Genomic DNA, 12,987 nt, shown 5'->3' with positions numbered 1-12,987 from the left:
TAGCATGGATATTATGAAAATTTTGAACTAGACAATCGCGATATAAGCGATAAAGTCGTCCTTACAAATCCCTATGACTATTTTATCAGAGGCGTTTATAACGCATATCATTTGTATATAATACGTCCTATTAAACCGTATACCTTTGCTAATATTACTACTAGATATGCAGTAACAGTATCGACTTGCCCATTCCCCTACACCTAATGATAACGCTGAGAGAATTATGAATAATCTTGCTGACAATAGTAACCCTTTAATACCAGTAGCGGCGTGGTTAGCTGAAGGTCAATCTAGCCAGCGTGATATGTTGGAGAGTTTACAAAGTCTAAAGAGCAAATCAAGCAGTCCTTCAAACAACCTTTTTCAAGTTATTGCCTCACACCGTCATGATAGACCTGAGATTTTCGAATTCGCCGATATGGTTTATCGCGAGCCATCTGACTCGATCGTAGATACTGATAACCAGATGACTAGCGAAACTGCTATACCACGCTGGCAGTTCGTATTAGAACAAGCTCAAAAGCATAACGTAAAAGTGCTGCTGACTGGACGCAATGGTATCGATTATGAAATGCATCGTGAGAAATTTGACGCTGCGGGTATTCGCTTATTGACGGGCGCAACCAGCGTAGCGGCACTAGAATCAATCGATGATAAATTTTCTTTTATGCAGCACTGTCACACTCACAATATTCCAGTGGCAGACGCATGGCGTTTTGACAATACGGCGGAGCTTGAGGCTTTATTAGCCGAGCATGGCGACCAGCCTCTATGTGTGAAACCTGTTGTCGGTATTTTTGCCCAAGGGTTTTGGCGACTAGACACGGGTAAAGCAGATAGTACTGCGTACGATAGCTTTGAGCACTTATATTTCACTGAAGAGAAAAAAATAAATACAGCCCAATTTGTGAATGCCTATGCTAACAGCGAAATGGTACACGATCGCCCTATTCCAATGTTGCTTATGCCTTATCTGTCAGGGCAAGAGTACTCTATCGATGTGGTTTGTGAATATGGCGAAGTTCTAGCTGCTGTCACTCGTCATAAAACAGGAAAAATACAACATGTTGGTTATGAGCAGTCTGTCATGGATGTCGTAATCCCACTGATTAGGGCTTTTGGCTGTGATGGCATCGTCAGTGTACAAACTAAGGCTGATGATAGCGGTCAGCACCGTGTTCTTGAGATCAATAGTCGTCCATCAGGTGGTATTGGTTATACATCTCATAGTGGGATTGATTTGACGCAAGTCGGATTTTCTTATTGGTTGGGGTTATCAGAGAGACCTAACTTAGAGACCAATATTCAGCATATTGAACCATGCCAAGTACGCTCTATTATGATGAGTGTGAAAATTGAAAAAGGTGATGAATAAATAGTCTGCTAAGCATGCACGTGGTTAGCAAATGATTTGAATAGGCATAAAAAAGGTTTTTAGATTAATATCTAAAAACCTTTTTTATTATCTTCATTCTTGAAAAGTATTAAAAATCAATGTTTAAAATTATTCACCAAATGCTAGTGTTGCTTGCTTAGGTGCATTTTTAGAAGCAATAACCCATAGTAAGCTCAATACGATTGCTGAACCGATGAAGATCATAATTGATGAAGAGATAGCACCTGCATGCGTATAATCCATAGACATCGAGTGATTAGTCATCGTCATTTCCATCGCGGCTATACCAGTGTAATGCATACCACAAACTGCCAAACCCATGATAAACGCACTACCAAAACGCTGTAATGTACCACGTAGATTGAATGCCAACCATAGCGCAGCGATAGCGGCTGCAATAGCAATCACAATCGATAGGATAAGCAGCGGTATATTGTATGACATGGTAGCGTCCATCTGCATAGAGGCCATACCAGTATAATGCATGGCTGCAACACCCAGCCCAGTAAGTATGCCGCCACCGATTAACTTAGCAACGCTTGGTTCACCGCGACCTACGATGACAATACCAATTGCAACAAAACAAATCGCGAGTAGCATTGAGACAATCGTCAGACCCAAGTCATAAGTCACAGGCATTTTCATATCTACTGCCATCATACCGATATAGTGCATAGACCAAATCGCACCACCGATAGCAATCGATGATAGCGCTACCCAAAAATACAAGTCCGTTCCTGGCTTAGCAGAAGGTACTCGAATGGCAAGGTTTAAGCCAACATAAGAACCAAATACTGCAATGGCGTATGAGACCAACACCAAAAGTAAGTTATATTCAACTTCCATCATTTTTTTGCCTTTTATCTATCATAAGAATTGAGTCAAATAACGTTACTTTTATTGCAACACGGTGCGTCATTCGCTCGTTGATTTTTTTGCATAGACATAAAATTATCTACACACAGTTTTTCTTACCCAATGGTAAATTCACAAATATTGGTACTACCTGCGCCGCAGTTAGTCTCTTCAACCTGAACCACATCTATAGCGGGGTTGCTTGCCAAAAAGCCTTCTATATAACCTACAATAAAATGGCATCCTGAGTGAGTATGATCTGACGACTTACAGAACGGACATTTGATTAAATAAATTACATTATTCTTTGCTTTAACTTTAGACAGGCCTTTTAGTGCTGGCACAAGCTCACGAGTAATCGTAGTAGGCATCTTCAGTGGGCTACCAAGTGAATAATCACGCTGGTAAATACCGCCACCAACCTTACGACCCAACTCTTGCAATGCAGTCACACGTCGCTCAATAGGCAAACTATCTTCATACTGACTGACAATATCTGCTATTTTAGGGTAATAAGCACCGATGGCTGATAAGACGCTTTTCTCATCCAATGTCTTCTTTGCAGGGGCAGCTGACGAGCCGCCCTCTTCATCGATTTCTAGATTAAAAAGCGTACAGCCTTCAATTGAAGACAAGTCATCGATTAGATCTGCTTGCGTTTTAGAGCCTAGGCTTCTTGCGATCACATGAATGATATTACCACCATTCTCTGAAGCCTCTTGTCTTTGGGAGACCAGCTGATAACCTGCTTTGATAAGCGGCGAAATAACATTGACCAGACGAATACGTTCAGAAGACGTTTCTAATGCACAAGAGAATTTCACAGAGCACTCCTTTTCTTAAAATACTGCTACGCTTTCTTATATCAAGCCATCTAGATAAGCTAATGTGAATAACGTTTCAAAGGTCCGACCAACTGGCTTTCTCACAATATAAAAGATATGCAGACATCAACCATATGATAGTTTTTATATATCTTTTATATTATAAGAAATGAACTATATTCAGTAGATGAAACTTCGATTTTTATAGTTATTAGGCATATAAGCGCTCTAACTACTAGAAATTCATTAATCGAGAAACAGCAATCAGCTTGAAAATAAGATTAGAATTAATAGGTTTAAATCAAATACTATATTTAGAATTTACAGATAACACTTAGTCACAGTAGAGTTACTAAATAGCAATAGATTTTGATTGTATTATCACCGGAATCTTGTTTTGTAGCAATACACTATATGGCTTTGTCCGATAAGTGGCTACATTAACCGACAAATGGCTAGACTATAAAACCCCATCATTATTTTCTAAAAGTAATTAATTATTAAAACGAATCCCGAAACTATTTAAACCTATATATCTTGATATATCTATTATGCAATTAATCTTAACTATATATTAAAACACCTATTAACATTTTCTCTTTGTAGAATAATAGGTTCAAAATAAAATAAAAAACCTTTGTATAGTCAGACTTTAGTCTCAAGGATAAAATCATTAAACAATAAAAATAATTATAATCACGCAAATAAACTAAGGAAATGTGATGTTGAAGCAAGTCGAATTAGTGCTAGGAGCCAATACGGTTATCGAAAATACAAAGTGTTCGATCGCATTTTCTACTACTAAATCATTGGGATTTGGACAGCAGCTTGGGCTATTGTGGTTGCCATTAGATGCCTATCGTAAAGCCGTTTGTAGTCCTGCTTATTTACATGAGTCTAAAGACTGGGCTCAGCTCGATAACAAGGATAATCCAAGTACATGGCAGTTAGATTTACCCCAGCTATTTGATACGCTTGGCGTTAGTTTCTTACAACTGATTGCTTATATTTATCATGAGCCAAGCCTAAACTTGCCAGCGGTAGAGTTAAACGACGTAAGCCTCACGCTCAACAACGGGGATATTCGCTATAACTTCACAACAAACGAGCGGCATATCAAAGCGGCGATTATATTAGAAATATATCAACGTAATGGACAGTTCAAATGTCGAGCGCTTGGCGAGGCATCAACGCATGGCTTAGCGAGCCTTGAACATCATGTACAGGTTAGTCTGGATGTTCGTCCACCTAGCACACATACGCTTATTCAAGAAGCTCAACAGCAGCAGCGTACTCAACCAAACAACGAAGCTCGCCCTCCCCGTCATGTACAAGCAGGCGAAACTTGGACAGGAACAGCGTTTGCTATTGCTCCCTATCATTTGCTCACCTGCTATCATGTGATTGAGTCAGCAGCGATGGTTGGCGTACGTCAGCAAGGTCAGCCTGATCGCGAGGCACAAGTCGTACTCAGCGATATCGGAAGCGACTCAGCTATTATTAGAGTTAGTGATCCTTTGCCTAGCTACCTCCCATTGGCGCAGCAATGTGTTGATATATTGGGTGAGACCATTACCACACTGGGGTTTCCGTTATCAGGACTGAGTAGCCAACTGCAAGTCACTCAAGGCTGTATATCAGGATTGACAGGCTTAAATAACGATATCCGTCACGTGCAATTCACCGCACCCATTCAGCCTGGTTCTAGTGGTAGTCCTTTATTATTGCCGACTGGAGAGGTTGTCGGCATGGTCACATCAAGTCTGGTTCATGAACATGCACAAAATATGAACTATGCGGTGAAATTTCAGTTATTATCTGCCCTACTGGCGAGTGCTGGCATCAGTTTGGAGAACACGTCTGATTTGACCAGTGCTACGCCTCTTACAACACCTCAGCTAAGCAAGCAAAGTCGCAGTGCCTTATGGCTAGTTGGCTGTCAGGGTTAAAAATCTACGATGACATATAATTAAAAGCGCCAAGGAATATGAATGTTAAATGAGCAACACAGTACGACCATCACCCTACCCCGTGGTACGCTAGATCTAACTTATCAAACCAACTCAGCTGCTAATAAATCAGCCACCAATAAAAATGGCGCAGAACAACACGCCCATTATCAGTTAGAAGATTTACTTGGATTTGCACAGCGTATTAATCCAAAACGGGCGTTTTTGTTTGTCTCAAAAGTGCTAGGTCGTCATATTCCCGTTGCGCCAAGCATCATGCGAGAGGCATTTACTGATTTGGCTGATTTAGTGCCTAATAACTTGCCTGAGCCAGTTCTAGTCATTGGTATGGCAGAGACCGCTGTTGGTCTATCTGCTGGTGTCCATCAAGCGTTACAAACGCGCTATCCTCAAGCTCTGCTATTGAACTCTACGCGTCATGCACAGCACGATGAGAGTAGTGATGCAAATGGTACCGACTCCTTGCTGACGACATTTTGTGAAGACCACAGTCATGCCAGCCAGCATTTGATTTATCAAAGCAAAGATAGCGTTACTCAAGCGCAGCTACTGGCTAGTAAAACACTGATTATGGTCGATGATGAAGCCTCAACGGGTAATACCTGTGTGAATGTCGTCACTGCCTTACGTGAAGCAGGACTGAGCCAGTTAGAGCAAGTGCATCTAACAACATTGGTCGACTGGTCATTAGATCAAGAAACACCTAATCCACAGTCAGATGCTAAGCCTGCACGTATGGCGAATCGTCTCGCTGGTATTGAGTTTCATCGTCATCATTTACTGTCTGGTGCATGGCAATGGACAGATGCACCCAATCCTGAACCCATCACGATGCCATCGGTTGATACTACTGCCGCTGGTAGTCAGGCGCTCGGTGTTACGGGCAACTGGGGGCGTTTTCCAACGCTAGACAGTACAGATGGTTTTGCTAACTATCTTTCAAGTTTTCAGACTGCTTTTACGCGCTTCGATGGCCAAGAAAACTTTGATGTTACTCAGCTACCAAAAAGAATCCTAGTATTGGGTAGCAATGAGTTTGTTTGGTTGCCATTTTTATTGGCTGAATGGCTTGAATTAGAGTCTAAAAAACTGAGCGGAGATACAGCGTCCATGGTTAATTTTAGCGCATTAACCCGCTCACCGATTGCGCTTGGTGGAGCGATTACTACGATGCTAAGCTTTAGCGACAATTACGGGCTTGGTATGACCAATTTTGCTTATAACGTTGAGCCTAGTGATTGGGATTTGATAGTGTTGTGTATAGAAACATCAGCTGATAGTGTGGATGCTATGTGGCGAGGTTTGGATAGCGTGCTAGTGGTGAGCCCTAGTCTTTAAACTGCTCTCTAACTTTCAAACCTATTATTTACGGACGACGCCATGACTACCTCATTTTTTAAAGCCAACCCAGATATCATCAAGCCTTATGCCTTGATGGATTTGGACGACACATTATTTCAAACCCAGCGCAAAATTGATGCATGGGACTTGCCCACTACTGAACCTGAAACTTTGGTATGTGCGACGGTCAATAAACAAGACGAACCACTGAGCTTTATGAGCCAGCGCCAAGCAACCTTTTTTAACTGGCTACTTGCCAGTACTGAATTAATTGTAGTGACGGCGCGAGATCGTAGTGAGATTAAACGCGTTAAGCTGCCATTTGATAGCTGGCAAGTATTGACCCATGGAGCGATTATTTTAACGTCTGACGGAGCACTTCTGAGCAGTTGGCAGCAGCATATGTATAGTAAGCTTGCGCCATTGCAAGATAAGCTTAACCAGTTAAGTCAATTGTTTGCCAGTCATAGTCAAAGCGAGCAAAGTCATCTAGTATTTACACCGCATATCGATAGCTTTAACAATGGTTCTACGGATAAAGAGCTAACCATTTATCTGGCTATCAAACATGCACAGAAAAACCATCAAGCGCTCGTAGATTTAGCTGAGAAACTGCCCACTCTGATACGTGATTTTGATCAAGATTTCTATGTACATGTGAATGCTAATAACCTAGCGATATTGCCCCATGCGGTTCATAAGCGTCATGCGGTACAGTTTTTATTAGAGCATCATTTAGACCATCAGCGTCCCAGTTTTGGCTTTGGTGATAGCTTAGCTGATCTGCCTTTCTTACAGTTATTGGACTGGTACGGTATGCCCAATCATGGCCAATTGCATGAGCAATACCAGTCTAAATCATCAGCTTAAACTGCAGCCACGCAAATCCACTGTTATCATCACGAGTGCTATTATTCATACTATGACTTTACCTAATATACAGACAAAAAGAGCTACTCTGCAAAACTATGGCTCAGGCAGCTATCTTGCAAGCGATGTGACTGTCCTACTCGATATGGTGGATAAAGACGCGGTTGCCGATGTGCCCGTCAGTCAAAAAGAAGCCCTTATCCAAAGCGGCCAACGCCATTACTCTGACATGCTGACTTTAGAGCAAGCACCTACTGCAATGCATGAGCAGCTATACAAGCAGGCATTAGAGCAAGGGTCAACAAGAACCGCGACCGATATCGCTCATTTATCTCATACGCTATATCATGTTTTTCAGCAGAATGTGAGTGATGAACATCCACTGATTTTGGTCAGCTTGGTGCGAGCTGGTCTGCCAATTGGGGTGTTATTGCAGCGTGCGCTATCGGATACAGACAGTAGCTATCACCTGCCAAGTGTACATTATGGCATCAGTATCATTCGGGATCGTGGTCTTGATCCAGTGGCCCTGCAAATGCTACTGGAGGCTTATCCAAATAGTCCGATTGTATTCGTCGATGGTTGGACAGGTAAAGGCGCTATTTATCAAGAGTTGGCTCGCAGTCTAGAGACGTTTAGTGATTCTACTCATGTTAATTTTGCCAACATTTTTCATCAAGGCGCTAACGTCATTCCGTTACTGACCCTTGCTGATCCGGCTGGCGTTGCTTGGCTCGCGGCAAGTGAAGAAGACTGGTTAATCCCATCGGGTTTGTTGAACAGTACCGTATCAGGGCTTATTTCACGTAGCTTGTATACAGAGCCGTCATCAGGCCTGCATCGCAGTGTCTTTTATGATGATTTAATTGAGGTAGATCACAGCCTGGCATTCGTCGAGCGTATCGATGCCGTGAGACGATCATTGGCTACTACTCCAGCACGTTTACCGATTTACCAGCAGCCACGCTACCAGACTGCGGCGTTGATAGAGACGTTGGCAGCAGACTATAAAATTATCAATCGTAACCGTATTAAACCAACAATTGCCGAGGCAACACGTGCCATATTGCGCCGTGATCCCGAGCGTATATTGCTCGCCACTGCTGAGCACCCTGATACCGTACTGCTACGCCATTTATGTGCACAACGAAACATCAATATTAGTGTATTAGGTGATAAAATACTGCCTTATCAAGCCATCACGCTTATCAAGCAGCGCTCCCAAGACACTTAATACATTTAACGGTATTAAATACTTTCTTTTTCGTTCTCTTATACTCTCTACTTATGATGCCAATTATGTCAGATATGCTAAAAACCGAGTCAGACCTTTACAATGATACCCAATCTTATGCGCATCTGATCACTGAGCGTCATGCGATGGTCAAACCGCACACGCACCATCCATATCAGCTTGGTGCTAGCTTATACATGCCTGCGACTCGCCAAGATATTTGGCAAGTCATCAAGCGAGATAAATTACCGACGATTAATAGTATTATTATCTGTCTAGAGGATGCGGTCAGTCAGCAGGATGTAGAGTTGGCGCTTGAGCGTTTGCGCACCCTGCTGGATACTTGGGCTGAGCATGTGAATAGCATTAATGCGCCATCTAAATCAGCAAAGATTCATGCTCAGCATCCGACGCGTCCACTGGTTTTTATACGTCCACGTAGCCCGATGATGCTACAGCAACTGGCTGACTATACCCATATCGATCTTATCGATGGTTTCGTTATGCCAAAAGTTGATATGTATAGCTTATCTAACTGGCGCATGGCTTGTCAGAACCTAAAAGTAGATCAACTACTTATGCCGACGCTCGAAACCGCAGCGCTGTTTAATCCGCATCACAATCAGGAGCTTGCCATCGCTTTTAAAGAAGCGTTTAGCCAACCAGTTTTTGCATTGCGTATCGGCGGTAATGACTTATTCGCAGCACTGCGCTTACGTCGCCCAAAAAACAGTATTGTCTATGACTCGCCTATCGGTACGTTGGCTTATCAAATGCTGGGCTGTTTTGTGCCGCATGGTTTTTATCTTACCGCGCCAGTATTTGAGTACTTGGATCAGCCGACGCTATTTATGCAAGAGCTAAACCGAGATGTCAGCTTAGGCATGGTGGGCAAAACCGTCATTCATCCCAGCCAAATCGCCCTAGTACAGCAAGCGTACTGCGTGCCATTGAGTACACTGGATGAAGCACAAGCGATCCTTCACTCTGAGGCCAAAGCGGTGTTTAAGTACAATAATACGATGCTAGAGCCTGCGACGCACCGTGCTTGGGCGACTGAAATTGTTAATCGTGCAGAAGCCTTTGGAACCATCGATGACGGACATAGCCAATACAGCTCACGAATGTAGCTTTCATCTCTGATGATGGCTGTCTGCCGTTTAACAACTTGCACCATACAAAAAGCCACTATCAAATACAGGTAGCGGCTTTTTTATATAGATATCTGCTTAGGTTTTTCTATAAATATGAGGTTTTAAAGCTCTCAAACAATATCTACATTAAGCACAACTTTCCAAAAACTGACGAAGTACTTGGTTCACTTGATCAGGCTCTTCTACTGTCGATGTATGACCCGCACCTTTGATAATAGCAAGCTTGGACCCAGCGATAGCAAAATGCATGCGTTCAGATTTGGCATAAGGCGTGGCGGCATCTTCATCACCTACCACAATTAGTGTCGGCGTTGTAATCTCACCCAACTGCTCATAAGTACCTGTACGCTCAATCACACCCATTGTTGCTTTGACCACGCCGCCTTTGCGATTGCTTTGTAGCATAGTCAACCACTGCTTACGGTCGGATTTGCGCAGTTTGTCTGCCAAAAACGTACTGCCAAACATGATTGGCATCACTTTATTACTCACACGCTTCATACCCAACCAGCGAATCGCTTTCACCAGCTTGCGATACTGAGGTATGTTTTTTGGATCTTCAGGGTCAGCAGAGGTTTCTAACAGCGTTAATGACAACAGCAACTCAGGGCGTTTGAGCGCGATACGTTGAGCCACGAACCCGCCCATAGATAGCCCAACAAAGTGACATTTATCAATACCAAGCGTTGCAAGTAAGCCAAGCGTATCTTCAGTCAGCGTCTCCATATCATAGCCAGATTTGGTAACCTGCGACTGACCTTGCCCGCGAAAATCAAAAGCAATACAACGATAGTCTGTTTGAAAATGCTCCACTTGCTTGTCATACATCTGTGAGCTCCACAGTAGACCGTGAGCAAATACGATAACGGGCTTTTGTTTGTCATTCGGTGCACTGTCTTCGTAATAAATATCAGCGTTATTTACAGTGATAGTTGGCATAACCACATCCTTGTTTGATCAATGAAAAGTTCGAGCGTACCCTTGTGTCTTTTACGACTCTTTTACGCTCAACCTGGCATATTAGCATAATCCATTAGCCCCTTAGCTCATAGCCTTTTTACGAGCCAGTCGTTTTGTCCCATTAGCTAGCATCAGCTTTTACGATAGAATAGTAAAGTTTACCAGTATATAGATGTGTCTTAAGCGCCCACAAAACACGCTTTTATAATCATAGCAAGCTGCTATAGTAATCAGCATTGAACCATTTTCACCTTTATTTCGTACCATTGTCATTGATACAAAATATTAAAACAGTCATTTAAAATAAGGAAATCTCAAATGTCACAGTCTCTCGTCGATTATCAAGTTGCAGAGCACATTGCTACCATTACCTTTAACGATCCAAAAAGCTTAAACGCCTTTGGCACACCCTTAAAAAACCAAGTCTTGATAGCGCTAGATAAAGCAGCTGCAGATGATCAAGTACGAGTGATTATTTTGCAAGGGGCTGGTGGTAACTTCTCAAGCGGCGGCGATATTAAAGAGATGTTGTCTGAAGGATTAGACAAGGATATTGTTTCAAACAAATTAAGAGGTATGGTAGAAGGTGCAGGCGAAGTCAGTTTAAAATTACGTCATATCCATAAGCCGATTATTGCTAAATTAGAAGGTGCTGTGGCAGGGGCTGGCATGAACTTGGCGCTTACTTGTGATTTCCGAATTGCCGCAGACAATGCAAAATTTGTACAAGCGTTCGTCAATATCGGCCTAGTTCCAGATGCAGGTGGTATTTACTTATTAAACCAATTGGTAGGTGCAGCAAAAGCCACTGAGCTTGTAATGCTGGGTGATAAACTGAAAGCCGAAGACATGGCGCGCTTAAATCTGGTAAACAACGTGGTGAGTATTGACGAGCTAGAAGCCACCGTACAAGCATTGGCGCTACGATTGAGCCAACTACCAGGCAAAGCGTTGGCTGCTATGAAAGAGAGCTTCAACGTACACGCCTTCGCTGGTTTGAGCGCGGCGTTAGATACGGAAGTAGAGCAACAGACCGTAATGGCAAAAACTGATGACTTTATCGAAGGGGTTAGCGCCTTTATAGCAAAGCGTAAGCCTGTATATCAAGGTAAATAACAAGATAAACAATGATGCTATCAAAAAAGGGCTACCAATATGGTAGCCCTTTTTTTGTCAATATCTTTAGTTAAGAGGCAGTCGCGGGTTTAGAATGATGAGGTAAAGTAAATATCTTGTCAAAAATCAAGGTAAACGTAAACGTATAAACTAAGAAAAATAGCAGTAGCGCTACTTCCATCATAAAGGCTTTTACTAGACCAACATCGTACCAAATCATATACAGTGGCAAGCAGATCAACACTAGCCCGCCTTCAAAACCAAAAGCATGAATACTGCGTATCCATAACGTGCGACGTACAATACGTCTGCGGCGTTCCCACGCTTCAAAAGCGGTATTATATATAAAGTTCCAAATGATGGCAGCCAGCGATACCATCATCGCGACAGGCAACGATTCTGACGCATCACTGTTGCTGAGTTTCATTAATACAAAGGTAGAAGAGATAATTGCGACAATCTCGAACACAATCACGTAGACAATACGACGTTTGAGAGGTGATAACGTAATCATCAACCAAGACTCCAAAGCACCTGTTCTTAAACAAAGAAGTGCGTATCAAAGTATCGGTCCGTCCCGAGATAGAAAAGATAAAGGAAGTGCAGAGCCACGGTTTCCGCCTGCCCCTATATTATACATAACATAGCGTAGAAAATCAGCCAGTACATTTATACAGACGTAAACAGATTTATCAAAAACCGACTTTATCCTAGGCCAGACTATTTTGCTGGCGGGCCCCATTGATTGGTTTCAGGCTTAGTATCATTAGCACAAAATACAAGAAACACAATGCCGCCTATCAGTGGTATTAAGGATATTAAAAACCACCATCCTGAGCGACCCGTATCATGTAACCTGCGAATACCAACAGCAATACTGGGTAAAGCAAGACCAAGCGCTACAACTATATAAACAGGCCCTGTTTCTGCGTCAAAAATAATTGCATCTATTATCATCGCAAAAATTGCCAAGATCATATATACCAAAGAAAAATACCAAAACTCTTTACGGCGAGCACGACCAGAAAAATTCGTGTAATTTCTCATGCCCTTTTTAAACCAGTCAATGATGCCGTAATTTGCTTCAGCACTATGATTATTAGCCAACGTAGATCTAGGCAATGGCGGCGGTGTCGCTTTATCGAGCTTGATATTATTTTCCATAGGGCTTTTTATCTCAGTCGTGAAAAGTAGAAATCGTCAGTTGTAGAAATCGTCAGTGAAAATTATCAACCATTGGTTTTGATTATAGATACTCAATAAA

12 protein-coding genes are annotated in these 12,987 nt (G+C 42.4%); 7 read left to right on the top strand and 5 right to left on the bottom strand.

Going from position 1 to position 12,987, the window contains the following annotated elements; genetic code table 11:
- Window positions 1–226: 226 nt before the first annotated feature.
- Window positions 227–1,378 carry an ATP-grasp domain-containing protein gene (locus JMX63_RS00430; RefSeq protein ID WP_201569935.1) on the top strand — a complete coding sequence of 384 codons (1,152 nt, stop codon included), beginning with the start codon at window positions 227–229 and terminating at the stop codon, window positions 1,376–1,378.
- A gap of 129 nt (window positions 1,379–1,507) precedes the next feature.
- Here the strand turns inward: JMX63_RS00430 and JMX63_RS00425 are convergent, their stop codons facing one another.
- Both JMX63_RS00425 and JMX63_RS00420 read right to left on the bottom strand, forming a co-directional pair.
- On the bottom strand, window positions 1,508–2,248 hold the full coding sequence (locus JMX63_RS00425) for an MHYT domain-containing protein (protein WP_201569933.1): 741 nt from the start codon (window positions 2,246–2,248) through the stop codon (window positions 1,508–1,510).
- A gap of 122 nt (window positions 2,249–2,370) precedes the next feature.
- Window positions 2,371–3,078: a hypothetical protein gene (locus tag JMX63_RS00420; RefSeq protein WP_165596808.1), complete on the bottom strand. Its 708-nt coding sequence runs from the start codon at window positions 3,076–3,078 to the stop codon at window positions 2,371–2,373.
- A 722-nt stretch (window positions 3,079–3,800) separates the two neighbouring features.
- Between JMX63_RS00420 and JMX63_RS00415 the strand changes: the two genes are divergently transcribed.
- The 5 genes from JMX63_RS00415 to JMX63_RS00395 all read left to right on the top strand — a co-directional run bounded on the left by JMX63_RS00415 (window position 3,801) and on the right by JMX63_RS00395 (window position 9,623).
- Window positions 3,801–5,027, top strand: a complete 1,227-nt coding sequence (locus JMX63_RS00415; RefSeq protein ID WP_201569931.1) for a S1 family peptidase — start codon at window positions 3,801–3,803, stop codon at window positions 5,025–5,027.
- Between the two features lie 42 nt (window positions 5,028–5,069).
- Window positions 5,070–6,386 carry a phosphoribosyltransferase domain-containing protein gene (locus JMX63_RS00410; protein ID WP_201569929.1) on the top strand — a complete coding sequence of 439 codons (1,317 nt, stop codon included), beginning with the start codon at window positions 5,070–5,072 and terminating at the stop codon, window positions 6,384–6,386.
- Between the two features lie 42 nt (window positions 6,387–6,428).
- A complete protein-coding gene (locus JMX63_RS00405; protein ID WP_201569927.1) occupies window positions 6,429–7,259 on the top strand; it encodes an HAD hydrolase family protein in 831 nt (276 codons plus the stop codon).
- Window positions 7,260–7,311: 52 nt separating this feature from the next.
- Complete coding sequence (locus JMX63_RS00400) at window positions 7,312–8,493, top strand: cysteine protease StiP domain-containing protein (protein ID WP_201570230.1); 1,182 nt, start codon at window positions 7,312–7,314, stop codon at window positions 8,491–8,493.
- 65 nt (window positions 8,494–8,558) lie between these two features.
- Window positions 8,559–9,623 carry an HpcH/HpaI aldolase/citrate lyase family protein gene (locus tag JMX63_RS00395; protein ID WP_227511148.1) on the top strand — a complete coding sequence of 355 codons (1,065 nt, stop codon included), beginning with the start codon at window positions 8,559–8,561 and terminating at the stop codon, window positions 9,621–9,623.
- A 150-nt stretch (window positions 9,624–9,773) separates the two neighbouring features.
- Here JMX63_RS00395 and JMX63_RS00390 read toward each other — a convergent pair whose 3' ends face one another.
- The gene (locus JMX63_RS00390; RefSeq protein ID WP_201569925.1) at window positions 9,774–10,586 is read right to left on the bottom strand and encodes an alpha/beta fold hydrolase; all 813 of its coding nucleotides are present in this window, start codon (window positions 10,584–10,586) and stop codon (window positions 9,774–9,776) included.
- 339 nt (window positions 10,587–10,925) lie between these two features.
- Here JMX63_RS00390 and JMX63_RS00385 point away from each other — a divergent pair, with 339 nt between their 5' ends.
- A complete protein-coding gene (locus tag JMX63_RS00385; RefSeq protein WP_201567434.1) occupies window positions 10,926–11,723 on the top strand; it encodes an enoyl-CoA hydratase/isomerase family protein in 798 nt (265 codons plus the stop codon).
- 70 nt (window positions 11,724–11,793) lie between these two features.
- On the opposite strand, the gene JMX63_RS00380 is transcribed toward JMX63_RS00385, so the two are convergent.
- Together JMX63_RS00380 and JMX63_RS00375 are read right to left on the bottom strand one after the other, a co-directional pair.
- Entirely contained in the window at window positions 11,794–12,237 is a 444-nt protein-coding gene (locus tag JMX63_RS00380; protein ID WP_201569917.1) for a PACE efflux transporter, read from the bottom strand.
- Window positions 12,238–12,443: 206 nt separating this feature from the next.
- Entirely contained in the window at window positions 12,444–12,887 is a 444-nt protein-coding gene (locus JMX63_RS00375) for a DUF805 domain-containing protein (RefSeq protein WP_201569908.1), read from the bottom strand.
- Window positions 12,888–12,987: the final 100 nt, after the last annotated feature.

The sequence above is a fragment of the Psychrobacter nivimaris genome (assembly GCF_904846365.1).
GTDB lineage: Bacteria > Pseudomonadota > Gammaproteobacteria > Pseudomonadales > Moraxellaceae > Psychrobacter > Psychrobacter nivimaris_B.
Note: the sequence above shows the minus strand (reverse complement) of the source record. Positions and strands in the feature narration are given on the sequence as shown.